General features: G+C 43.8%; 20 protein-coding genes and 1 pseudogene. 8 read left to right on the top strand and 13 right to left on the bottom strand.

Annotation, left to right across the window (positions count from 1 at the left end; translation table 11 throughout):
- Positions 1–15: 15 nt before the first annotated feature.
- The 4 genes from coaE to pilB all read right to left on the bottom strand — a co-directional run bounded on the left by coaE (position 16) and on the right by pilB (position 4,599).
- Positions 16–624 (bottom strand): dephospho-CoA kinase, encoded by a 609-nt coding sequence (gene coaE, locus G8770_RS06010; RefSeq protein ID WP_208022072.1) that lies wholly within the window; start codon positions 622–624, stop codon positions 16–18.
- Between the two features lie 74 nt (positions 625–698).
- Positions 699–1,574 carry a prepilin peptidase gene (locus tag G8770_RS06015; RefSeq protein ID WP_167183221.1) on the bottom strand — a complete coding sequence of 292 codons (876 nt, stop codon included), beginning with the start codon at positions 1,572–1,574 and terminating at the stop codon, positions 699–701.
- Between the two features lie 71 nt (positions 1,575–1,645).
- Positions 1,646–2,863, bottom strand: coding sequence for a type II secretion system F family protein (locus tag G8770_RS06020; protein ID WP_167183225.1), 1,218 nt, complete (start codon positions 2,861–2,863; stop codon positions 1,646–1,648).
- Positions 2,864–2,868: 5 nt separating this feature from the next.
- Positions 2,869–4,599, bottom strand: coding sequence for a type IV-A pilus assembly ATPase PilB (gene pilB / locus G8770_RS06025; RefSeq protein ID WP_167183228.1), 1,731 nt, complete (start codon positions 4,597–4,599; stop codon positions 2,869–2,871).
- Between the two features lie 347 nt (positions 4,600–4,946).
- On the opposite strand from pilB, the gene G8770_RS06030 reads away from it, so the two are divergent.
- From G8770_RS06030 to G8770_RS06065, 8 genes are all read left to right on the top strand, one after another.
- Positions 4,947–5,384: a pilin gene (locus G8770_RS06030; RefSeq protein WP_167183231.1), complete on the top strand. Its 438-nt coding sequence runs from the start codon at positions 4,947–4,949 to the stop codon at positions 5,382–5,384.
- 78 nt (positions 5,385–5,462) lie between these two features.
- Positions 5,463–7,397, top strand: a complete 1,935-nt coding sequence (locus G8770_RS06035) for a tetratricopeptide repeat protein (RefSeq protein ID WP_167183234.1) — start codon at positions 5,463–5,465, stop codon at positions 7,395–7,397.
- Positions 7,387–8,256 carry a glycosyltransferase family 2 protein gene (locus G8770_RS06040; protein WP_167183237.1) on the top strand — a complete coding sequence of 290 codons (870 nt, stop codon included), beginning with the start codon at positions 7,387–7,389 and terminating at the stop codon, positions 8,254–8,256. The genes G8770_RS06035 and G8770_RS06040 overlap by 11 nt, the downstream gene beginning before the upstream one ends.
- The gene (locus G8770_RS06045) at positions 8,253–9,431 is read left to right on the top strand and encodes a glycosyltransferase family 4 protein (RefSeq protein WP_167183240.1); all 1,179 of its coding nucleotides are present in this window, start codon (positions 8,253–8,255) and stop codon (positions 9,429–9,431) included. The genes G8770_RS06040 and G8770_RS06045 overlap by 4 nt, the downstream gene beginning before the upstream one ends.
- 67 nt (positions 9,432–9,498) lie before the next feature.
- Positions 9,499–10,569 (top strand): glycosyltransferase family 2 protein, encoded by a 1,071-nt coding sequence (locus G8770_RS06050; RefSeq protein ID WP_167183243.1) that lies wholly within the window; start codon positions 9,499–9,501, stop codon positions 10,567–10,569.
- Positions 10,570–11,066: 497 nt separating this feature from the next.
- A complete protein-coding gene (locus tag G8770_RS06055) occupies positions 11,067–11,897 on the top strand; it encodes a glycosyltransferase (RefSeq protein WP_167183247.1) in 831 nt (276 codons plus the stop codon).
- 8 nt (positions 11,898–11,905) lie between these two features.
- Positions 11,906–13,108 (top strand): capsular polysaccharide export protein, LipB/KpsS family, encoded by a 1,203-nt coding sequence (locus G8770_RS24510; RefSeq protein ID WP_167183250.1) that lies wholly within the window; start codon positions 11,906–11,908, stop codon positions 13,106–13,108.
- A 179-nt stretch (positions 13,109–13,287) separates the two neighbouring features.
- Positions 13,288–14,175: an FkbM family methyltransferase gene (locus G8770_RS06065; protein ID WP_167183253.1), complete on the top strand. Its 888-nt coding sequence runs from the start codon at positions 13,288–13,290 to the stop codon at positions 14,173–14,175.
- Positions 14,176–14,249: 74 nt separating this feature from the next.
- On the opposite strand, the gene G8770_RS06070 is transcribed toward G8770_RS06065, so the two are convergent.
- The 9 genes and pseudogenes from G8770_RS06070 to nadC all read right to left on the bottom strand — a co-directional run bounded on the left by G8770_RS06070 (position 14,250) and on the right by nadC (position 23,498).
- A complete protein-coding gene (locus tag G8770_RS06070) occupies positions 14,250–15,689 on the bottom strand; it encodes an MOP flippase family protein (RefSeq protein ID WP_167183256.1) in 1,440 nt (479 codons plus the stop codon).
- Positions 15,679–16,383 carry a methyltransferase domain-containing protein gene (locus G8770_RS06075; RefSeq protein WP_167183259.1) on the bottom strand — a complete coding sequence of 235 codons (705 nt, stop codon included), beginning with the start codon at positions 16,381–16,383 and terminating at the stop codon, positions 15,679–15,681. Before G8770_RS06075 ends, G8770_RS06070 begins: the two co-directional genes overlap by 11 nt.
- A 78-nt stretch (positions 16,384–16,461) precedes the next feature.
- A pseudogene (locus G8770_RS06080) lies at positions 16,462–16,715 on the bottom strand (IS5-like element ISCARN85 family transposase); the annotation flags it as partial.
- Positions 16,716–16,982: 267 nt separating this feature from the next.
- On the bottom strand, positions 16,983–18,122 hold the full coding sequence (locus tag G8770_RS06085; RefSeq protein WP_167183261.1) for a polysaccharide pyruvyl transferase family protein: 1,140 nt from the start codon (positions 18,120–18,122) through the stop codon (positions 16,983–16,985).
- Position 18,123: 1 nt separating this feature from the next.
- The gene (locus G8770_RS06090; protein ID WP_167183264.1) at positions 18,124–18,651 is read right to left on the bottom strand and encodes a class I SAM-dependent methyltransferase; all 528 of its coding nucleotides are present in this window, start codon (positions 18,649–18,651) and stop codon (positions 18,124–18,126) included.
- 1 nt (position 18,652) lies between these two features.
- Complete coding sequence (locus G8770_RS06095) at positions 18,653–19,810, bottom strand: glycosyltransferase (protein WP_167183267.1); 1,158 nt, start codon at positions 19,808–19,810, stop codon at positions 18,653–18,655.
- A gap of 226 nt (positions 19,811–20,036) precedes the next feature.
- A complete protein-coding gene (locus G8770_RS06100) occupies positions 20,037–20,555 on the bottom strand; it encodes a class I SAM-dependent methyltransferase (protein ID WP_208022073.1) in 519 nt (172 codons plus the stop codon).
- Between the two features lie 439 nt (positions 20,556–20,994).
- Positions 20,995–22,296, bottom strand: coding sequence for a nucleotide sugar dehydrogenase (locus tag G8770_RS06105; RefSeq protein ID WP_208022074.1), 1,302 nt, complete (start codon positions 22,294–22,296; stop codon positions 20,995–20,997).
- Between the two features lie 344 nt (positions 22,297–22,640).
- Positions 22,641–23,498, bottom strand: coding sequence for a carboxylating nicotinate-nucleotide diphosphorylase (gene nadC / locus G8770_RS06110; protein ID WP_167183273.1), 858 nt, complete (start codon positions 23,496–23,498; stop codon positions 22,641–22,643).
- Positions 23,499–23,544 lie beyond the last annotated feature (46 nt).

A 23,544-nucleotide genomic window follows, 5' to 3' on the forward strand; every position in this document is an offset into this window, starting at 1 on the left:
CCCTGGGGTGACTCGCTACTCGCTACTTGTCTTTGCCATAGTCAAATACTGCTGATGCAGCGCTTCAACCTTCTCTTGAAGGTCCATAAGGCTGCCATCGTTCACAATCACGTCATCGGCATAGTTCAGGCGCTGTTGACGGCTCGCCTGCGCCGCCATGATGGCTTTTACCTGCTCAGGAGGGTTGTTGTCGCGGTTGACGGTTCTTTGCAGCTGAAGCTCTTCAGGGACGTCCACCACCAAGACTCGCTGAGTCAGCTGGCTTTGCCCGCTTTCCACCAGCAGGGGAGAGACCAGGATGGCATAAGGCGAGCTAGCATTCTTGAGTCCGCTGGCGATTTCCTGGCGGATCAAGGGGTGCAACAGACTTTCCAGCCACTGGCGCTCAGAGGGGTCTTTAAAGATCGCCGTGCGCAGCTGGGCGCGATCCAGAGTGCCGTCAGCTTGCAGAATCTCCGGGCCAAAGTGCGCGGCAATTTCAGCCAGAGCCGGACGGCCTGTCTCGACCACCACCCGGGAAGCCAAATCCGCGTCCACCACGGTAATGCCCAAACGCTGAAAATGATCCGACACCGCCGTCTTGCCACTGCCGATACCACCGGTCACACCCACCACAAACGTCATATTGCTCATTCTCTAAAGGCGTTAATACTTTTCTAGTTTCTAGTTTCTAGTTTCTAGTTTCTAGTTTCTAGTTTCTAGTTTTGAAACCCCGCAATGCGCAAATACCCCTGGGTAATTTGATCACCCCACATCAGCGCAATCCAGCCGGCAATGGCCAGATAAGGCCCGAAGGGAATGGGGACATTCTTGTCCCGACCCTGAATCAAAATTCCCGCGACACCAATCACTGCCCCGACCAGTGACGACAGAATAATGATTAGCGGCAGCGCCTGCCAGCCCATCCAGGCCCCCAGCGCGGCTAACAGTTTGAAATCCCCATAGCCCATGCCTTCCTTGCCGGTAAGTATCTTAAACAGCCAAAATACACTCCACAGCACCAGATAACCGGCGATGGCGCCGATCACGGACGACTGCAAGTCAGTAAACAGGCCCTGGGTATTGACCAGAATGCCGAGCCACAGCAGCGGCAGGGTAAGATTGTCTGGCAGCAGCTGATGGTCCACATCAATCATGGTGAGGGCAATCAAGGTCCAGGTGAGCAGCAGGGCGGCGATGGCGACGGCAGAGTAGCCGAGACTGAAGGCGATGTAGCCGCTCAGAAGCCCAGTCACCAGTTCAACCAGCGGGTAGCGCGCGCTGATGGGCTCCGAGCACTGGTTGCATTTACCTTTCAACAGCAGAAAGCTGAGGATAGGGATGTTCTGCCAGGGCTTGATTGGGGTCTTGCATTTGGGGCAGTGCGAGTCCGGTTTGAGGAGATTGTATGTACCGTCCTCTTGCTGACTCTCAATTGCCAGCAGCTCACAGCAATCCCGCTTCCATTCTTTTTGCATCATGATGGGAATACGGTGGATGACCACATTGAGAAAGCTGCCGATGACCAGGCCAAGCAGTGTGGTGAGGGCAATAAAAAAGCCGGCGTAGTCGCCGGCCAAAGATTCTGCATTCATGTATAACTCTTTTATTGATTTGATTGAACTTTACTCAGAGGTAATGTTTTGGGGCTGAGCCTATAAAAAGATTAAACAACCTGACCAATCTGGAAGATTGGTAAGTACATAGCGATCATCAGGCCGCCGACTAAAACTCCCAGAACTGACATAATCAATGGCTCCAGCATCGAGGTTAAGCTATCGACCAAGTTATCGACCATTTCTTCGTAGTAGTTCGCCACTTTTTCGAGCATTTCATCCAGTGCGCCGGATTCTTCACCAATAGCAGTCATTTGCAGCAGCATGGATGGGAAGATGCCGGTGGCGCGTAACGAAGAATTCAGCTGTATACCCGTTGACACCTCATCTCTTACACGTAGCGTCGCCTGTTCGTAGACCGAGTTGCCGGTAGCGCCAGCCACCGACTCCAGTGCATCAATCAGGGGGACCCCAGCGGCAAAGGTGGTAGACAGGGTGCGGGCGAAGCGGGCCACGATAGAGTTATAGACGATGAGGCCAATAATCGGCAGTTTTAGCATGAGCTTGTCGACGGCTTCAGAAAAGGGTTTGCTGCGTTGATTTAATTCGCGCAGTACAAAGACACTACCTATAATACCGATTAAAATAATAAACCACCATTTCTGCACGGCTTCAGAAATAGCCAGTACGAATAGCGTAAACGCCGGTAAATCAGCGCCAAAACTGCTGAAGGTTTCGGCAAACTGAGGAACCACTTTAATTAATAGAATGGCTGTAACGATTACGGCTACTACCACGACCATAATCGGGTATGTCATTGCCTTTTTGATTTTGGCTTTAATGGCTTCTGTTTTTTCTTTATAGGTGGCAATACGGTCTAGCATGGTTTCGAGGGCACCGGATTGTTCGCCCGAATTAACTAGATTGCAAAATAAATCGTCAAAATATTTGGGGTGTTTTTCCAGCGCGGTTGCAAAGCTGGTGCCGGCAGCAACCTCTTCGCGGATCGACAAAATTAAAGTTCGCATTTTGGCGTTATCCACGCCTTCCGCAACAATGTCAAAGCTTTGCACCAGCGGAACGCCAGCTTTCATCATGGTGGCCATTTGGCGAGTAAAAATGGCGATATCCTGTGGTGTGATGGCCTTACCTCCACCTCCAAACATCGGTTTGGCCTTTTTCTTGACGCTTTTGGCATTAACACCTTGCTTCATTAACTGGGCTTTCACCAGTGCTGAGCTGACGCCGCTGATCTCTCCCTGGACCTTGGCACCTTTTTTATCGATACCTTTGTAAACAAAAACGCTGGTGCTTGCTGCGGTCGCCATAATGCTTAATCCTTGGTCACTCGGTTGGCTTCTTCTAGGCTGGTCAATCCTTGCGCAGCCTTACGCAAGGCAGATATTCGTAAATTATTGAAGCCGGCATCTCGGGCGGCGTCGGCAATCTGAATCGCATTGCCCCCCTCCATTATAATGCGGGATATTGTGTCAGTGATGCGAACCACTTCATAGACCCCAACACGGCCTTTATAGCCTTTAGAGCAATGTGAGCAGCCTACGGGGTGGAATAATTGGAATTCTTCCCGGGGAATGCCAATATTATCAAAGCCTTCCTCGGATAAAATCTCGTCAGGGATGTCGGTTGCGGGCTTTTTGCAGTGGTTACAGAGTCGACGAGCGAGTCGTTGAGCAATAATTAAGCTCACGGTCGTGGCCACGTTAAAGGCCGGCACGCCCATATTAAGCAATCGGGTCAATGTTTCAGGGGCGCTGTTGGTGTGTAGGGTAGATAGTACCAGGTGACCGGTTTGCGCAGCCTTAATGCCAATCTCGGCGGTCTCCAGATCCCGGATCTCCCCCACCATGACAATGTCAGGGTCTTGTCGCAGGAAGGACCGCAGCGCTTCAGCGAAGGTGAGCCCCACCTTGTTGTTCACGTTGACCTGATTAATACCTTCAAGATTGATTTCTACCGGTTCTTCGGCGGTAGAGATATTGCGCTCAATGGTGTTAAGGATGTTCAGGCCTGTGTAAAGGGAAACGGTTTTACCGGAGCCGGTCGGGCCGGTAACCAGAATCATGCCTTGCGGCTGTTGTAACGCATCCAGAAACAGCTTCTTTTGATTGTCTTCGTAGCCGAGTGCATCAATACCCAGTTTGGCGCTGCTGGGGTCGAGAATCCGCAAAACCACTTTTTCGCCAAACAGGGTGGGCAGGGTGTTGACCCGGAAATCAATCGCTCGGGTTTTGGTGATTTTGAGCTTAATGCGGCCATCCTGAGGGACCCGGCGTTCAGAGATGTCCATCTGCGACATGACTTTTAAACGTGCAGCCAGGCGTGTGGCTAAAGCTGTAGGGGGTCTGGCAACTTCTTCCAGAATGCCATCTGTGCGAAACCGTACCCGATAGGATCTTTCATAGGGCTCAAAGTGAATATCGGAGGCCCCTTTTTTGATGGCATCCAACAAGACCTTGTTAATGAATTTAACAATAGGGGCTTCGTCGACATCGGCAGTATCCCGATCGTCCATTTTGCCGCTGTCGTCAACTGCTTCAACATCCAGAGAGTCCAGGGCCTCATCGTCGAGACCTCCCAATGAATCACCAATGTTTTCTTCCTGAGTGTTCAGGTAGGCTTCAAGCCCCTGTTCCAGCTTGTCGGCCTCTACCAGAATGGCGTCCGTATTGAGTCCGGTGTTGAACTTGATTTCATCCAGGGCGTGCAGGTTGGTAGGGTCTGCCAGACCTATAAATAGACGATTGCCGCGGCGGAACAGGGGGAGCGCCTGATGCTTGCTCAACAGCTTTAAGTCGACCAGTCCGGTTGGCAGTGCGGAAGTGATAATACTGCTTAAATCAAAAATGGGAGTACCGAACTCATCGGAGGCAGCATTGGCGATGGCGCTTGGGGATGCGTCGTGACCTTTGATCAACTCCGTCACAAAAGAGGTTTTTTGGCTTTTGGCGCTTTTTTGAGCTGTTCTGGCGGTGTCTTCATTGACGATGCCGTCGGAGACTAAGCGGCGGGCCAAACCGCTTAATGGCACTGTTGGTGCATTCATAATAAGTCCGTATGGGTTTTTTAAAGGGCTAAACAGGCAGCGTCTTCACGTTGTATTGAGTTTTAGCCCCTAACCAATTGTTGCTTAAAACTTTTTTTATAAATCTAACACTATTTTTTAGTGATTTGTAAGACTTGGCGACAGTTTTGTTGAGACTGAAGAGAATGGTGGTGACGCAAATCGTCACTTTATGACTGGATTTTGATTTTTCGGTTGGGGGCGGAGGTCTAACAGAGTGGATTAGGTAGGGAAATGGTAGCTTTAATGCGTTGGCACATGTTTTGCCTTTAGTAATGTGCATATGCAATTTGGTATGGATTTAACGATAACTTTAGGAGTGGCTTACTATGAAAGCTCAAGTGCAAAAAGGTTTTACCTTGATTGAATTGATGATCGTTGTTGCGATTATCGGTATTTTGGCAGCGGTGGCTATCCCTGCTTACCAGGATTACACTATCCGTGCAAAAGTCAGTGAAGTGCTGGTAATGGCTAGTTCTGCGCGCACAAATGTGGCCGAGTACTACATTAGTCAGGGTTCGATGCCTGCTACAACTGATGCGGCTGGCATTAATGATGATGCCACTCAGAGCAAATATGTTAGCGGTATTGGCTTTGAAGTTAGTGGTACTGACGGAATTGCTCTGACGTACACTTTGGAAAATTTAGGGACTGGTGCTGACACAACAACCTTTATTTATAAAGTGAATGGCAGCACTAATGGTGTTCAAGTTGATTGTACCTTAGGTACTTTGCCAGCGAAGTATCGCCCTGCGAACTGTCGTTAGTAGTTAAGTTTGTGAAAAAAGCCCCCTTAAGGGGGCTTTTTTTTGTGGTTTTTTTGTCTCAATTTTTGAGTGTTAAAGATGTTGAATATACAGCGTGGTGTTGCTGCAAGCTTGTTGTTATTGCTCGTTTTTTGTTGGTGGGCGTATCAGCCGGCTGTAAATGGCCCCTTCCTTTTGGATGATTTTAGTAATTTAAATGCGCTGACGGGTGGTGTAGAAACTTTTGAGGACGTGCGTCGATACCTTGGTTTGGGTAATGCTGGGCCGCTGGGGAGGCCGCTGTCGATGCTTTCATTTTTGATCAATGATAATGCATGGCCATCGGCTCCTGATGCTTTCAAACCTACAAATCTTTTGATACATCTATTGACTGGAGTGGTGTTATTTTCAGGCCTTAGGCTAATGTTATTACAAGTTATGCCTCGTCGATCCTCCGAATGGCTGGCAATATTAGCCGTCGGGTTTTTCCTGCTTCATCCTATGCAGGTGTCATCGGTAATGTACGTTGTTCAGCGTATGACCTTGTTAGCTGCGCTATTTATAGCTATAGGTGTTTTTTTGCATTGTTATATTCGTGTTAAGTACCCGGATTTAACAGTATTAAGCTTAGTTATAATGACATTCTCGGCAGGGATGTTTACGGTTTTAGCCTCGTTATCCAAAGAGACTGGTGTGTTGTTGCCAGTATATTTGTTGGTAATAGAGTTCACTTTTTTCTCCAATAAATTTGAATCTGCGAATTTTAAGTGGTGGCGTAGAATTGTTCTCGGCATTCCTGCTGCGAGCCTAGTAATGTATTTATTGAATCTGCCTAAATGGATGGCTTCATATGGTCATCGTGATTTTAGTTTTTATGAACGAATACTCACAGAGCCTGTTATCTTAAAGGATTATTTACTTCAAATTCTGAGTATGAAGGTTTATGGGCTAGGGTTGTTTCATGATGATTACCCAATTTATAGCAGTATAAGTAATCCTGTAGTGCTCACGTCTATGTTGATGATATTAGCTCTGATATTTGTAGCAGTACTGAAAAGAAAGACTTGGCCCTTATTTAGCTTTGGTGTTTTATGGTTTTTAGCTGGGCATTTAATTGAGTCGACAACGGTACCGTTAGAGCTTTATTTTGAGCACAGAAATTATTTGTCAGTATTGGGTGTGGCGATTGTGCTTTTTGCTGCCTTGCAGGCTATGGCAAGTAATGTGTCTGGCGCATTTTGGGGCATTGCTCCAGGTTTGTTGCTTATTCTTGGTATGTCAACCTATGGTTATGCTAACGAGTGGAGCTCTGCTGATCGATTAATACCTATTTGGGCGGCAGAGCATCCAGAGTCTCCAAGAGCTAGAAGAAGTTATGCGCAAATGCTTGCAGTAAATGGCATGTATGAGGAAGCTCTACTTGAATTGGATGAGGGTTATCGTGAATTCCCTCAGGACTTGAGTTTTCCAATTATGTCATTGATCTTTTCCTGCAGTGCAGAAAAGGCTTATCGATATGATGTGGATGATTTGATTAAGCGAACGGAGGAGCATAAAGCGACTAACTCATTCAGAACCACTACTACATTACTTTTTCAAATGATGATTGATGGCCACTGTCAAGATCTGGCGGCGCCTATGCAGAAACTGGTAGATGAGATGCCCTTACTATCAAATGCTCGATTTAAGCGGTCGCTATTGTCGGCAATATCCATTAAAAGTGGTGAGCTTTATATCGTAAAAGGTGATTATAATTCTGCTTTATTACGCTTTGTAAATGTTGATCGCAGGACTCCTAGTGCAAGCTCGGCTGTACGATTATCAAATTTATATCTTATGATGGGTGAATTGGATCTGGCAGTGAAATTTCTCCAGACAGCTAAAGATCGGTCAGAAAATAGTGCTTGGGGTTTAATGGAGCCGCGCAGAAGCGAGTATGATAAAAAACTTCAGTGGATACGGAGTGCTCAAGCTAAGCTGGATGAGATTGAGAGTGCTAGCCCAGACTTTAAGGAAAGTGTTGATGTCAATTAGTATTGTAATTCCTGCAAAAGATGAATCCGCAGTTATTAAAGAGGTTGTGCTGGAAATAAAAAAGTTGTTTGTTGGCGCTGAGTTGATTGTTGTTTGTGATGGGTCTTCTGATGATACAGCGTCTTTGGCAGAAGATGCGGGGGCTAAAGTCATTAGAAAGCCTTATTCAATGGGCAATGGTGCCGCGATTAAAACAGGTTTTCGGGCAGCCAGTGGTGATATTGTAGTGTTTATGGATGGAGATGGGCAGCATTCACCGAGTGATATTTCTAGCTTGCTGGAAAAGTTGGATGAAGGCTTTGATATGGTTGTTGGAGCCCGAGGACGAGACGGGCAAGCGAATGCCGGGAGAGGGGCAGCTAATAAATTTTACAATACATTAGCAAGTTATATAACTGGTCAGAATGTTGAGGATTTGACATCAGGATTTCGAGCAGTCAGAGCGAGTAAATTTCGTGAATTTCTCAGTCTTTTACCTAATGGATTTTCCTATCCCACGACAAGTACGATGGCTTTTTTTAGAGCCGGTTATCCAGTGGCATATGTCCCCATCTTAGTTAAAAAGCGTATTGGTAAAAGCCACATTAATCTTGTACGTGACGGGATTCGCTTCTTACTAATTATATTTAAGGTGGGTACGCTATATTCACCATTGAAAATGTTTGTTCCGTTAAGCTTCATTGTTTTTATATTGGGACTCATCAGATATTTTTATACATTTTCTGTTTCTGGTGAATTTACAAATATGTCGGCAATACTCTTTGTTTCCTCATTGCTGATTTTTTTGATGGGGCTGATATCGGAGCAAATATCATCCTTGGTATATCAATTGTCTACATTCAAAAAAAATGACGAATGAAAAACCTTTTAATATTAACAACCTCTTATCCTAATTCTAAGAACCTTTCATCAGGGGCCTTTGTTGAGAGTTTTGCTTCGGAAATATCGAAAAAATATAACGTTACCGTGTTGGCTCCGTCGGTTCGAGGTGGGTTGATCAAGTCGCCTGATCAGGGTTGCTTTAAAGTAGAGGAATTTCGTTATTTCTTTAAAGGTTTTGAGGTTCTGGCGCAGGAGGAGGGCGGGATTCCTGCGGCATTAAAAAGAAAGCCATATTTATGGTTTATGGTTCCATTTTTTTTGCTGGGTTTTTTTTACTCGATCTGCGCAAGGGTTAGAAAATTCGATTTTGTACAGGCAAATTGGGCTGTTTCTGGGCTTGTGGCAGTATTACCAGTCTTTTTGTTTGGCAGGCAATTAGTTGTCACTTTACATGGCGAGGACTCTAGAAACATATTAAATAGTAGCGTACATGGTTTTTTATTTAAAATCTTATGTTTTTTTAGTAAAGCCGTTGTTTGTGTTGGGTCTGAAATGGCAGGCGCATTACAGCGGCGTTTCCCTAAATATAGGGGGTCGATACGGTTCATTAGTAATGGTGTGAGCGATAAGTTTCTAAGAAAGAAGCCAGTGTGCGATGGCGAAGCTAAAGTGACAAAAATTCTGATGGTTTCTTCATTGATTAAATCTAAGTCAGTTGATCATGCAGTTTTTGCTGTAGATGAATTAAAGAAATCAGGTCATAAATTCACGTTAAGTGTTGTGGGTGGTGGGGAGCTAAGTTGTGAGTTACAGGCGTTGGTGCAAAGGTTAGGGCTTCAGGAGTATGTTTTTTTTAAAGGTGTATTGCCGCATGAGTCCCTTGAGGATGTGTTTGCTGCACATGATATTTTTTTAGTTTGTAGCTCCCAAGAAGGTAGGTCTACTGTGGTGATGGAGGCTTTGGCCGTAGGGTTGCCGGTAGTTGCTTCTAATGTTAAAGGCGTACGAGAGCTATTGGTTGGTTCACCTTGTTCTTATATGTATGAATATGGTGATGTATCAATGATTACTAAATCATTACTGTTGGCCAATGATAGGCTCCAGTCTGTGGGTAAAATTAGATCAAGTGATTATAGTAAGAGGTGGGTAGATGAATTGGGTTTGACGTGGGAGAGTACTTCAGAATCATATAAGAAAATATTTGACGGATAAGCGAGTCCGGTAGAAGAAAATGTATTTTAGAAGTAGGCTAGATGGTATTTAGGAGCGTTGAGACTCTTTGGCAAGTGTTGCAGTTAACAAGGACTTAGGTGTTTGCGTGAAGAATTACCCTTTAGTTTCAGTCATTATCCCCGTATACAATTGCGAAAAATATATTTCACAAGCTTTAAGTAGTATTCTCAGGCAAAGCTATACTAATTTAGAAGTGTTGTTGTGTGATGACGCTTCGATAGATACAAGCTTATCTGTTATAAAAAACGTTAAAGATGATCGAATTCGTATTTATCAGAACAGCCAAAACCTTGGCTATTTAAATACAGTAAACAAACTTTTTGATTATTGCCGAGGTGAATTTATAACATTTCAGGATGCGGATGACTGGAGTGGACCTGATAGAATTGAAAGATTGGTGAACAAATTTGAGCAAGATGTTGAGCTGATGTTGTGTGGCAGTCAAAGTAAAAAGCATTTAAGTTCTGGTGCGACGCAATTATCCCGTTACCCAATGAGTGATACGGAAATCAGGAAAAGACTTAACCGTGGTGAAACGGCTCTTTTTTGTGGTGCTAGCATCATGGTCAGAAAACAGGTACTTGAAAGTATTGGAGTGTATAACCCTATATTTTCTCGGGTTGGTGCAGAAGATATAGATTGGTATTTGAAAGTATTAGAACATTGGAAATGTGAGAATTTACCAGTCCCGCTATACCACTATAGGCAACATGGTGAGTCATTTACTCAGACTTTAAATGCTAGTGTAAATGGTTTTGCTGCGGATGTTGCGTTGGCCCTGCACATGCTGAGGGATGAGGGGGGGAACCCTTTACAGGATGTTCAGAAAAAGTATCTCTGTAATAAATTTAATGAACTTAAGTTTACTTTAGAAAAATCGAGTGATCGAGTAAAGTTGTTAGCATTTTATGGTAATTATTCACTTTCATTTAAAACCTTTATAAATGGGGTCGACGGCACAGAGGATCGACCAAAATTGTTGGCTTCAGCGCTAGTAGCACTTGTTTATATGGTTTTACATCCGTTGTTGCCAAGTTCGTTGATTAGAGAAATAGTATCAAGGAAAAGAAAGAAAAGAGCGCAAAGGATTAAAAAAAATTTGATTGGTTTGAGTTGATGATGCGTGTGTTTTATTTGGTTGGACTTATATGTTCTAGTGTAAGGCGGGTAGATCTGGAGGCGTTATTGCAAGTCGAGTGGTGAAAGGTTGATCCCTATTGACCCCGTTGCTTTCGATGTGTACTGATAGGTCATGGCGCTTGGTTTAAATTTAAAAATAAAGATATTGTTACGATGATAATGTGTTTGTTAGAACATTGGTTTTATGAGTGGGAAACTTTAATCAAGCTATACTAGCTAAAGCGGGAAAGTAGGGGAATGGTCTTAACGTATCTGAAAAGCATAAGGTTTTCATTGCTGAAAAGTGGATGTTGCTGCGAGAAAGACCTTGTCAGAATAGTTTCAACTGTCAATTGAAGGGACGATGTGTGTAAAAGGAAGAAAAAATTTTTTTGAGTTAAGCAGCGCGTTGGTTCCTGAAAGTGGTTGGCCTTCATGTAAAAGCCGATCGTATAATTCTTTACATTGTTTAATTTGTTCTTTGAGTAGTGATTTATGAACCAAGGTTTGGTTACAGTTTATATTCCTACTAGGGGTGATTCACCTTTGTTGAGAAGAGCTGTTGAGTCGGTAATGGCTCAAACTTATCAGAATATTGAAATCATCATTGTTGTTGATAGTGACATTTATAATATTGATAAATATTTGGCTGGGATTGGAAAAAGTTCTTATCGATGCTTTTTTCATGGGCGCATAAAAGGTGCCAATGCTGCTCGAAATTTAGCTGTTGAGTCATCCGCCGGCCAGTATATAACCGGCTTAGATGACGATGACTATTTTTTGCCTGATAGGGTAGAAAACTTATTAGAAAATTACAGTCCGGAATTGGCATTTGTTTGTAGTGATGAGATTTTAGAGTTTGATAATAAAGAAAGAAAGTTTACTAAGTATCGGAAAGAAAAAATTCAACTCGAAGATATGTTGCTAGAAAACTGCGCGACCAATCAAGTCTTTACGGAGACGTATAAGTTTAAAGAGGTAGGTCTATTTGATCCAAACTTGCCTGCTTGCCAGGATTACGATATGTGGATGAAGCTCATTTTGAAATATAAAGTAGCAATTAGAACCGCTAATCCTAGTATGGTAGTCGATAAATCATTGATGAGGCCAAGAATTAGCAACCAATCCAAAAAGCTTGATGGATTTAAGGTCTTCTTTGAGCGATATAAGCCATACATGAATAGAAGACAAATCAAGAGACAAAGAATGCGGTTGGTATTGGCGGAAAAAGAAAGAATAAACATTCGTGACTTTGTGAAATACACAACGTTGCAAACATTTTTTGGAGATTTTAAAAGGTTGTTTGGTCGTAAGTCATGGATCTAAGGCAGTCTGTGGTTTTTTATATTGATAATCTTGAGCGGTATGGATTCTTTTCAAGGTTCTTTGATGCAATAACGGGTTGTGGTTACCGTGTGTCAATAATTACTGCGTCATACTCGGTGTACTTTAAATCAAGATTAAAAAAAATAGATGCTCATGTTGTCAGTGATGTTGATATTTTAAAATTCGAAGTTATAAATCAAGATTGGTCTTCTTTTCATGAAGTCAAAGCTGGCTATCAAGATGAATCGATGGCTTCAAAATTGTATACGGTCTCGTATTGTTTTGCTGATAGGGTTTTCGCCAATAGATATGTTAAGAAGTGCTTTATATTTAACGGTTCTTCCAGTGTGGCCAAAGCTATAGCGGATTGTGCAAAAGATAGATCTGTGGAAACTCTATTTTTTGAGCTTGCGAATATTCCGGGAAAAATATTTATTGACCCAGAAGGTGTAAATGCCAAATCACTACTTTATAAAAACATTGGGATATTGGATGAGGTTGAGGTTGATTACGAAGAATTTGAGCGATGGAAGTCGGGCTACCTAAGTTCTTGCTTGAGACCAAAACAGGCTGCGCTTGCATCTAAGTTTCGGTTTGAGTATTTAATTGACTGGGTTGGGTTTTGTTTCTTTAGAGTACTTGATCAGAGTAATAAATCATATGTTTCTAGAGGTTTGAGCAAAGTAATGCGAAAGTCGATAGTAGCGGAGACTAGAGATGTACGTATTGTAAAGCCCTATTTGCTATTTCCTTGTCAGGTCAATAATGATACGCAATTAACTTTAAATAGCAGCATAGGGAATATAGAGGGGATTAAAATCGCTAGTGAAATGGCTAAAAGTGCTTCTCTAGAATTACTTGTGAAACTGCACCCGGCGGAAACTGATGTTGATCATGTGCGTGATATTTGCCATCAAGTAAATTATTGTGATGGAACACTTTTGAGCAAAGGGGACACTCTTGAATTAGTTTATGAGTCAGATAAGGTGGTAACTATAAACTCTTCTGTTGGCTTGATGGCTGTTATCCTGGGGAAAGATGTTGAGTTTTTAGGGGAGTCCATTTATTCGCAGTTGACAGGTGATAGGCTATCAAAATTTATCATTCGATATTTGTTGGATGTTGATTATTTTTCTAAAGAAGATCTGAGTATAGAAATAACTAAAAGTTTTTTTAGAAGCTCATTTGAATCTATGGCCTCCCCAAAATAAACAATGATGGATTCATAAGTAGCTGGTTGTGACAGCCGTTATTTCGATGTAATACACCCTGATGAGAGCTGCTCGTAACGACAACAAAAGCCAAGCAAGTCATTGGTAAGTTGCGGTAATAGTTGCTTGATCACTATTAATAATCCACCCCACAAAATATCACCGACAAGGAATAAGCAGTGCGTAAGCTAATGAGAATGCCGAGCATCATGATTAATCGATTTATGTCTGCTTTTTATCCTCGCAATGTAGTAATTTCGTTTGCAGGACATTCACTAAAACTTGATCTAAAGTGGAGACATGAGCGTAGCTATTTTGAATACATAAAGAGGAATAAAGTTACTGGCCCACTAGGAATGGACTTATGGGTACTAAGCCGCTTTGTCAAACCTGGTCATATAGTTCTAGATGCGGGAGCAAATATTGGGTTCACATGCCTCTTGGCCAAAATTTCGGGAGCAAAGGAAATTCATGGTTTTGAGCCAGACCCACGATTAACAGAAAGGCTGAAGGCCAACTGTCGTGGAGAGCAACTCTTTATTCATGAGAAAGCTCTTAGCGATGAATCGGGCTCAATGCAATTAAGAGTGTCAACAGCGCACAACCAGGGCTCCACTCTAAGTGGTAAAATTGTTGAAAAATTTCCGGAAGTATTCAAAGGCTCTCAATTGGTACCAGTTGAAGTTGTGACAATCGATGAGGTTTTTCAAGATAAGAATTTTGATTTATTTAAAGTTGATGTCGAGGGTGCTGAGCTGGCAGCTATTAAAGGGGCTGCTTTAATGCTAAAAAAAGCTCAACCAAGTACGGTATATATTGAAGCTTATGAGGAGTTTTTCGATGAAATCCATGAGTTTCTGCAAAAGTTCTACGGATTTTTCTATAGAATTGTCTGCGATCGAAGTGGTAATTGTTGCTTATTTCCGCTCGATACGGATTTTCGCAAAATGCAAAGAGAGGGTTTTTACACGATGCCACCCTCCTATATCTACTCTGTATCAGAGCAAGAGGAACTAACAAAGAGTTGGACTCAACCGCTGTCGCCGGTTAGTAAAGTTGACACTTAATTAATTTAGTGAGCTCGGGTTGTGGTTACAATATTACGATGCATATCCTCTCGTAAGTCGTAGACGCTGAGTATTTAAGTTTCTCTTCTAAGGCTATTAAGTATACTCTTCTCAAATAATAAGAGGTACGCAATATATACTGTCCCACAGACAAAACCTCCAATGAGAACTCGTAAGAGAGGACTATTTAAATCAACGGCCTTAACTATTAATGAGCCGAGCCAGCCAATCGTCATTACGACAGCGAATATTTTCAAAAAATATCTTGCAATTGGCCAATAATTAAATTTGGAAATTTTAGCAACCAAGATATGCCAACACGTTCCTAGTGTTAATGACAGCCCCAATAATGTGTAAGCCGCAGTCTGTGGTGTTGGTGAAATAATTAGCGCAGTTGTTAAAGCTGCCACGATGCAAAGAGCCCATAAAAGATTCCACCAGAACCCTACATTCGCCCAGCCTAGGGCTAGAATGAGTGCACCACCAGGGTTGCCCAGAGCCCTCAATATCCCAACTAAGGCAAGTATCGGTAGTAAAGTTGCAGTTGTGTCCCAACCTTCTCCATACACTATCTGAACAATCTCGTGAGAGAAGAAAAAGAGGAAAGCCAAAATAGGTATCGTGATAATAGACAGGGCTTTTACATTGAATGTGTAGTAGCGGCTGAGAGCGGCCGTATTATTTTGTATCTTAGAGTAAATGGGAAAGGCTACTTTGTTGATGATTGGGTTGACCTTGCTCACAGGAAAAATTATCAGATTCCAAGCAAGATTGTAGAAACCGGTAGCATTCATACCTACCAGCTTGCCTATTAACATTTTATCTGCATTGGTTGCGATGTAGTTAATACATCGTTCCCCCACTTGATAAAACCCGAAACTATAGAATCCTTTAAGTTCAGAGTGTTGGTAAACAAGTGAAGGTTTGTGGTATCGGTAAAGGCCGATCCATAGAAACAATAAACTAGCCAAACCAGCCTGAGTTAGCATGGCATATACTAGGGCGAGAATTCCTAATCCCTGTACAGCAGAGACAACAGCAACCACTAGACCGGCAAAAGAAGAGCTTACATTTATGATTTCCAAGGTAGAGAAATCCATTTCTTTTTGGCATAAAATGCGGTACTGATTACCTACGGCGACCAATATGAATACGCTGGAAAGTATTGCCATTAGGTTGGTGATTCTTGGATCATTGTAAAAGTTAGCTACTAAGGGAGAAATCGTAATAACAATTAGGCAAAGTACGACCCCTGATGCAAGGTTCAGCCAGTACAGACTTGAAAGCTGTGAATGGCTAAGCTCCTGACGTTGGATTATTGCACTGCTAATACCCATATCTTGAAATGCTTGCGCAAACCCAATGACCACCATGATTATCGCCATTAATCCGAAATCTTCCGGGTCCAACAGGCGAGCTATAATGAAGAGTTGGATGAATTGGAGCAAAGTAATGATCAGCGTGGATAAGGTGGTCCATTTGACACCGCTGACAGCTTGGGCTTTAAAATTCATCTCGAGTCTTCCTGGCTGTCACATAGTAACCGCAGGTCTCTAGTTCCCACTGGCGATCAAGTTTGTCCAACAAAGGTGCAGCCTTTTGTCCCAAAAACCAACACAATGACAGTGCTAACTTTAAAATGAACCGAAGAGGTTTCGGTCCCAGAATAAACCTTTTACTGAAGTAATTGATTTTCAAGATCCACATGCTAAAAAAACCAGATTGGGGTTCTACTGCCACATCTATGAAGCCAGCTTTCTCTATTAGATACTTTAATCCGTAGGGGGTGTAGCGATAATAGTCATATGGTGCTTCGTGTACCCACCACTGCCAAGGTACTTGAACAACAATATTTCCACCTGGCTTTAGGATGCGATAAGCTTCATCGAGCATATTTTGAGGTTCGCAAAGGTGTTCCAAGACAGAAAGGGATACAACTGTGTCGGCCACACTTGACTCTATTGGAAGTGGTTTGTTCAAATCTGCTGCGATATCGGCCGTAGTATTATGAGTGCTCCCAGACCAATCTACGCCTATATACTTCTCCGCATGTGTCATAAAGTAATTTCTATAAGGCGCTTCGCCACACCCAAAATCATAGAGTACCCCTTTATATAGCTTTGAGTGTTTCTGCAAAAAGTGATCGCTTATATCATATGCCAACCAGTTATGAGGCCTTCGGTTAGAATGGGTTTCGCTTATTTTCATTGGATAATCACTTTTTTAGTCATTAGAGGCCCCACTAGGTTGTCTATTATAACGGGGGCATTAAAAACGTTTCTTTTACTAGGGCCTGTTCACACTAATTAGCTTGTCAGCAATCAGTGAGAAGTTAATAAAAATCGGAATACAACATCCAGTTTCTCAAAGCGGCTGAAGATTCTCCGGAATCCCTTTAGCCGTCTAAATAAGCGCTCTACTTCATTGCGCTTTTTGTAGATCTCCTTGTCATACTCCCACGGTGTCAGTCGATTAACCTTTGGTGGCACGACTGGAAACATGCCCAGATCAAGAGCCAACTGCCTTGTCTCATCTCCCTGTTGCTTAAGATATCCATAATAGGTGTCCACTTAAAAATAGGTGGACACTATGATTGTGGGTTTAACACAGAATTTAAAGATGAGTTCGCCTGACGGTTACGGCTGGCGTCAGAAAGGCTGTCAGTATCAGTTGTAAAACTGCATGTATAATGCATGAGGCGGTTGTCCAGATGAAGAAGAACGTGAAGTTCAGTAGGCTTATGCTGATAAATTGTGTTTTAGATATTCATGAAAGATAATGAATGGTGTAGAAGTTTTAAAGTTAAATTAGTTCAAACGGATCATAAATTCTTTAAAGTCCTGTAGTGCTCGCTGATGTTGATGTGCCAATATGCCTGGTAGTATTTTTTTTATTTTATGTTCTTCTGCCAAAAATGAAGAAAACTTATTTTGGGCTTCCTTCAGTGGTTCGTTGTAATCAATTGAATAATTATCTAGCGTCATATATTTATAGCATTCCTTCCCTTTTTGCTCATAAGAGATATTAAATGCAGGAACTCCATGCAAAAGTGAGATAAGACACATGTGAAGCCTTGTTCCTAAAATACATCTATAAGTTGAGACCCGCTCTTTGAGTTCTTCAAGACTATGTGCTTCTGTATTAATAGTAATGAGTGAACCTTTTCCAGTTTTCTTTATAACAATGCCTGCAATTTTGCAAGCTAGCCTTGAGTCATCAATATAATTTGGTATGCCTTGGCAAGTTGATATGAACTCAATTGAATAACCCTTGTTAAGAGCTATTTCAGATAAATGGCAAATAATGTTGATATAGGTTTCTTCATCACGTTGGTCGTGATGCCATTGTCTTACTGAAATACCTATGACTTTCTTTGAGCTTTTAGAGTTGGTTGGAGAGGGTGGTGTGAGGAATATGGCATCTATAGATGGCAGTATTTTTTCTGCTGGGTACCCAGCATTTATTGCATTGTCTTTTGACCACTTGTCACGAACCATTATAAGGTTAATGTTTTTTGACAGTTTGGCTAGGCCTTCTTGATCTTGCGAATTCAACGGGCCAACAGACTGGGCATAAATTGCTGTTTTTTTTCCTAGCCTACTAGCCCAGCGATAAATTGCACTGCGCCAAGTGAATCCATAGTAAGAGTTAATGTATCCTCCGGGTGCTCCAATTAATATGTCTGCTTTTCGGTAGGCAGAAGATGATAGTAAGCACACTAATGCGGCTATATCTGCTAGCAATGGGAGTCGAAATATGCTTTTTTTATAGCCGAGTACCTCGCCGCAAATATTGCTGCGGTGTTGGAACTCTCTCAATTGGTCTGGGTGTGGCGTGGCAATTAGCACAGAGTGTCCTTGAGCTAATAACATATCCTCTAGTGCGGTTATTAGTGCGATATCACCATTATTACGAACGGCTGTTGAGTTTATAATTACGTTTGCCATATTAATTTAGTTTTTCGAATACAAAAAGTGAATTGCTTGAGGGTAATAATTCATAATGTTTTTCTACTAGGCCATATTTGCAAAAAAGTGATTGTATTTCTTGTTCGGTAAGGTCGTTTTTCCAGCCTCTTTTTATTCTTTCTTCCTTTATAGGAAAATAATCTGTCGAACAGTAGGATATAATGAATTTGTTAGTTAACGTTGATGCGGTCGTTATAAACTTTTCAATATCGTTTATGTATTCAAGGCAACCGCTAATAAACCATACGTCTGCCTGCATCTCTGGTAGATTTTCTTTATTAATGTCGCAGACTATCATTTCATCTCCACGTTTCATGTAGTCAATCCCAATATATGTCGTGCTTTCTGGGATATACTCTCTGAGCCACATGGGGCCACACCCAACATCAATTACAACCTGATCGTTGTTTCCGATAAACGATGCCATTCGTTTGATTCGAAGACGCCAAGCCGGATCGAATCGTTCGATTTTTGACCAGGCTGGAGCCTTGCAGAGAAGGGTACGCATTCTATTGAGCATAATTTTGGCCGGTAGATATTATGTAATTCGCTTCAAGAAGCGTTGAGTTGAGTTGGATGTTAAAGTATTGAGTTGCGCGGTGTCTGGCATTCTTCGACATTGAATACAAATTTTCTGGGTTATTTAGTATGAGTGTCAGGACTTCAACAAACTCCACATGACCCTTTTCTGGGATCAGGTAGCCAGTGAAGTTATTACTAATTGCTTCCTGATTTCCACTATGTCGAGTGGCGATGCAAGGAATACCGCAGCTCATAGCCTCAAGAATGGCTATAGGCAAGCCTTCCGCATCGCCATTTTCTGCTGTGACGCTGGGTAAACAAAAAACCTGTGCCTGATGCAATTGTGCAAGCACCTCATCTGAGCTTTGTGTACCCAAAAATTCAACATCAACAGCCAGCTCTTTGGCCAGTTGCTTGGCATCTTCTAACAGTGGACCTGTACCGATCATCACCAGCTCTATGTCCGGTATTCGTATTCGCACTTCTGCGTAGGCTCGGATCATAGCTAACGGCGCTTTCTTTTCGACCATGCGCCCAACGAACAGAATACGCTTACGGCGCTGTCCAATGGGTAAACTGCCAGGTTCGAACCGCGCTGTATCTACACCGATGTAAGATACATTGATTTTTTCTTCAGGAATACCGTATTCAATAGCCTTTTGCTTAATTGCTTTGGATACAGCAATAAAATAGACGGAAGGGTCTTTAGCCATGCTTAATAATCGACGAGGATAAACTTTTCCTCGCAACCCACCGTGTCCGGCTTCCCACCACTTTCTATGGATGTTGATATCTTGACCATGCAAAGTGACTAACATAGGAAGCTTGGCAGCTTTTACACTCGGCCAAATACGGGTGGCATCGGTGCCAAAGTGGGCGTGTACTAAGCTGACTTGTAATTGTTGTAACTTTTGAACTAGGTCTGTCTCGGGCCGCTGTAACCAGAAGTGGAATAAGCGATGAAGCGTGCTGCCTAGTTCTGGCACAATTTCGCGTTTGATGTTGGGGGTTTTTAAACCTCCATTGAGCTCTGTGCGCCCAATCAAAATTGGTTCCCATGAGCTCAGGGTGTTTGCCTGATCTCGAATAAAGGTCTCCGAGATCTGAAGCAGTGTAGAGCGGAATATTGCTACTTTTTGTTTCATAATCAAAAACTTTTAACTTTTTTGGAACGGTAAGATGGCTGATGTCCGTGAATATTGACTCGGTAAAAGGCTAATACTCGTTGGGGCAGGTGTTTACTGCCTAGAGTATATGTTGTTCATGCATATCCAGTAATGTGTTTCGTGTCAAATGCTCGAAGTAGGAGTCGTATATGCTATATAGCGTACGAATTAACAGGTGACACTAATACCGGGTAAGACCAATGACTTATGCGTAGCATACAGGAATAACGTCGATGTGCTTCTCGCCTGTTATTGCCGGTAATAAAGGATTTTCTTTTGTAGGTCTTTGACTTCTGTCTTCAAAAATAAACAATTGATATTTCTCAGGGAGAGAGCCTGATTCGAATATCTCAGTTTTTTTAAAGTGCTGGTTGTATCTATCAAAATAATCTAAACCAGGCGCCCTGACATGATATGACTCTTGGGGGTTGGGTTCTGGGTATTCAATTGTTTTTTCTACCACAATTGGAACTGGAAGAAATGCTATGCCGTTTGGTTTTAGTACTCTATTTATTTCTGAGATTGCTTTATCATCATCAGGGATATGTTCTAACACGTGCGAAGCAAAGATAAAGTCATAACTATTGTCATCGAATGGTAAGTTCTGAATGTCAACTTTATGATCAACACCTTTCATGAATATGTCTGCACTTTCATATTTGCCGAATTTAGCTGTAAAGTATTCTTGGAAAAATGGTTCTGGAGCGAAATGTAGGATTTTCATGGTGCTAGTATCCAAGCCGTTTAGAACTTGATTTAGTATTATGAATTGCATTCGGTGTCTTTCTAGTGCGTTGCAATTTGGGCATTTTGCATGTTTTCTGACCCCGGTTGTAGGGTTGATGTCCATAAAGGGACCGTTATAGTTGCAAATAGGGCATTCAAACTGCTTTTTTTGGCTGTTTTGAATTTTATATATTCTGGCAGTAATGTTGCGTTTCAGCTTGTCAATATGATGTTTTATTCTCATGGTGTTCCTATGTGTAGTCTTGCACTGATAAAGCGGAAACATTTTCTTTTATAAGAATATCCGCTCATTTTCCAAAGCTTTTAAAGCCTGGGCCATTATCTTAATTGCAGCTGCTCTTATTAATCGGCCTCAAGGTTTGTTAGTGTCGCCGCTGTGACCGAGTGCAGCTCTTGGGATATTACGCTGTTCGATTCTAAGCTGAAATTTTACTGTAGCTCGCCCCTAAAGTAGAATTTACACAGTCAACAAGCAGAGCAGCCCTCCCCACAACCCCCAAATCAAACGCCCCATGCCCGGTCGCCAATACCACCGCATCAAACCCCTCAATATTCTCCACCGTCAACTCCACGCTCTGTAAATCAAATTGGTGATCGCGCATCTTCGGGAATACCGGAATGTGTGGGTCGCTGTAAGCTACGTCAGCGCCTTTTGATCTCAAAATTTCCATAATTTTAATGGCCGGGCTTTCCCGCGCGTCATCGATGTCTTTTTTGTAGGCAATGCCCAGGATCAGGATTTTGCTGCCTTTAAGGGCTTTGCCTTGGTCGTTGAGGGCGTCCATCAGTTTGCCCACCACCCATGCTGGCATACCGCGGTTGATTTCGCCGGAGAGTTCAATAAAGCGGGTGTTGATGTTGTACTCTTTGGCTTTCCAGGTCAGGTAGTAGGGGTCGATGGGGATGCAGTGTCCACCGAGACCGGGGCCGGGGGTGTATTTGGTAAAGCCGAAGGGTTTGGTGGCGGCGGCGTCGATGACTTCGTGGATGTTGATGCCCATTTTGTCGGCGACCATTTTCATTTCGTTCACCAGGCCTATGTTAACGGCGCGGTGGATGTTTTCCAGCAGTTTGGTCATCTCGGCGGCTTTGGTGGAGCTGACGGTGACCACCCGCTCGACGATGCTGCCGTAAAAAGCTTCCCCAGCCTGGGCGCAGGCGTTTGTGATACCGCCAAGGACCTTGGGGATCTTATGGGTCGGAAACTCTTGGTTGCCAGGGTCTTCCCGTTCTGGCGAGTAAACCACAAAGATGTCTTGCCCGGGGGTGAGGCCGAGCTCTTCGACCAGCGGCACAATTTCTTCTTCGGTGGTGCCGGGGTAGGTGGTGCTTTCCAGCGATATCAGCTGGTCCTGGTGCAAATAGGGCTTGCAGGTTTGCAGCGTGTCGCGGATGAAGTGCAGGTCGGGCTCGTGGTGTTTGGACAGCGGCGTGGGCAGGCACAGAATGACCACATCGGTGTTGGCGATGAGGGCAAAGTCGGTGGTGGCCTGAAAACCCTTGTCGTTGGCGTTGCGAATGCGCTGTAGATCAATGTGTTTGATGTAGCTGAGGTTGTCTCTCAGTTGCTGAATTTTGCCGAGATCCACATCAAAGCCAATGACGTTGCGGTAGCCCGCCTCGCTCACCGTTAAGGCCAGTGGCAAGCCCACGTAGCCCAGGCCGATGATGCCGACGGTGGCTTCTCTGTTGTTGATTTTCTGAAGCAGGCTGGTCATGTAAGTGATGAATTCCTTTTTGGGGCCGGGCTCGTGGGCTGAGAAATTGCCACGTCGCTTCGCTCCTCGCAATGACGAGTTTTTAATGGCTGTGCGTATATCTATGTTTACTACGGCATGCCTGAGGTTGCCACGTCGCGTCTTGTAGTGACGCGTTTTCAATGCTCGTAGGGGATCCCAATTCAATGCTCGTACGTGCATCACCAGTGGTTCGGCCAGAACAGGGCTACAACCCAGCGGGGGTTGTTACTCTGCTGCTGGAATGGCAATGGCAACGCTATCTTCCTGGAGTGGCCTGAGGCACTGCTTATGGTCGGGCAGGTGAAGGGTATCGCCTTCAGCCCTTACATCTTAAAGCGCATCGACAGATCCACGGCCTTGCAATCTTTGGTCAGTGCCCCGATCGAAATGTAATCAACCCCGGTTTCGGCGATCGGCCGCAGGGTTTCGTCGGTGATGCCGCCGGAGGCTTCCAGTTTGGTGTTGCTGTTATTCTCTTCTTTATTAAACCGCACAGCTTCGCGCATGTCGTCTAAAGAAAAGTTGTCGAGCATCACAATATCGGCGCCTGCGGCGAGGGCTTCTTTAAATTCGGTCAGGTTTTCGACTTCCACTTCGACCGGTTTGCCGGGCTCCTGCTGTTTGGCGGTGGTGATGGCCTGAGTGATGCCTCCGCAGGCGGCAATGTGGTTTTCCTTGATCAGGAAGGCATCGTAAAGACCGATGCGGTGGTTAAAGCAGTTGCCACAGGTCACGGCGTATTTTTGGGCGGTGCGCAGGCCGGGAATGGTTTTGCGGGTGTCCAGCAGTTTCACGCCCGTACCTTCGACCAGCTTGGCGTAGCGGTTGCTGACCGTGGCGGTGGCGGACAACAGCTGCAGGAAATTCAGGGCACTGCGTTCGCCGGTGAGCAGCGAGCGGGCACTGCCTTTCAGGCTGAACAGCGGTGAGTTGGCTGTGACGTGATCGCCGTCGGCCACGTGCCAGGTGACTTCGACGGTATTATCCAGCTGCTTGAAGACTTCATCGACCCAGGCGACACCGGCGATGACACAGTCGTCACGGGTAATGATGGTGGCTTCGCCGGGCTCGCCCTCGGGAATCAAGCGGGCAGTGATGTCGCCGTCTTTAATATCTTCTGCCAGTGCAATTTTGACGCTGTGTTGCAGGTCTTGGAGGAGTCCGGGAATGGTGTCGATCATGGTGAGCCTGTTTGTTGGGTCTGTTTTTTGGGGCTACAACTTAGGT

The organism is Pseudomaricurvus hydrocarbonicus, from assembly GCF_011602365.1.
GTDB lineage: Bacteria > Pseudomonadota > Gammaproteobacteria > Pseudomonadales > Cellvibrionaceae > Pseudomaricurvus > Pseudomaricurvus hydrocarbonicus.

What these genes read in the sequence shown, in the direction of transcription:
- G8770_RS06100 (WP_208022073.1), bottom strand. Translation starts at nt 20,555, where the DNA reads ATGAAAATCCTACATTTCGCTCCAGAACCATTTTTCCAAGAATACTTT.
- G8770_RS06030 (WP_167183231.1), top strand. Translation starts at nt 4,947, where the DNA reads ATGAAAGCTCAAGTGCAAAAAGGTTTTACCTTGATTGAATTGATGATC.
- G8770_RS06015 (WP_167183221.1), bottom strand. Translation starts at nt 1,574, where the DNA reads ATGAATGCAGAATCTTTGGCCGGCGACTACGCCGGCTTTTTTATTGCC.
- nadC (WP_167183273.1), bottom strand. Translation starts at nt 23,498, where the DNA reads ATGATCGACACCATTCCCGGACTCCTCCAAGACCTGCAACACAGCGTC.
- G8770_RS06035 (WP_167183234.1), top strand. Translation starts at nt 5,463, where the DNA reads ATGTTGAATATACAGCGTGGTGTTGCTGCAAGCTTGTTGTTATTGCTC.
- G8770_RS06090 (WP_167183264.1), bottom strand. Translation starts at nt 18,651, where the DNA reads ATGCGTACCCTTCTCTGCAAGGCTCCAGCCTGGTCAAAAATCGAACGA.
- G8770_RS06045 (WP_167183240.1), top strand. Translation starts at nt 8,253, where the DNA reads ATGAAAAACCTTTTAATATTAACAACCTCTTATCCTAATTCTAAGAAC.
- G8770_RS06105 (WP_208022074.1), bottom strand. Translation starts at nt 22,296, where the DNA reads ATGACCAGCCTGCTTCAGAAAATCAACAACAGAGAAGCCACCGTCGGC.
- G8770_RS06040 (WP_167183237.1), top strand. Translation starts at nt 7,387, where the DNA reads ATGTCAATTAGTATTGTAATTCCTGCAAAAGATGAATCCGCAGTTATT.
- coaE (WP_208022072.1), bottom strand. Translation starts at nt 624, where the DNA reads ATGACGTTTGTGGTGGGTGTGACCGGTGGTATCGGCAGTGGCAAGACG.
- G8770_RS06085 (WP_167183261.1), bottom strand. Translation starts at nt 18,122, where the DNA reads ATGGCAAACGTAATTATAAACTCAACAGCCGTTCGTAATAATGGTGAT.
- G8770_RS06070 (WP_167183256.1), bottom strand. Translation starts at nt 15,689, where the DNA reads ATGAATTTTAAAGCCCAAGCTGTCAGCGGTGTCAAATGGACCACCTTA.
- G8770_RS06095 (WP_167183267.1), bottom strand. Translation starts at nt 19,810, where the DNA reads ATGAAACAAAAAGTAGCAATATTCCGCTCTACACTGCTTCAGATCTCG.
- G8770_RS06055 (WP_167183247.1), top strand. Translation starts at nt 11,067, where the DNA reads ATGAACCAAGGTTTGGTTACAGTTTATATTCCTACTAGGGGTGATTCA.
- pilB (WP_167183228.1), bottom strand. Translation starts at nt 4,599, where the DNA reads ATGAATGCACCAACAGTGCCATTAAGCGGTTTGGCCCGCCGCTTAGTC.
- G8770_RS06020 (WP_167183225.1), bottom strand. Translation starts at nt 2,863, where the DNA reads ATGGCGACCGCAGCAAGCACCAGCGTTTTTGTTTACAAAGGTATCGAT.
- G8770_RS06075 (WP_167183259.1), bottom strand. Translation starts at nt 16,383, where the DNA reads ATGAAAATAAGCGAAACCCATTCTAACCGAAGGCCTCATAACTGGTTG.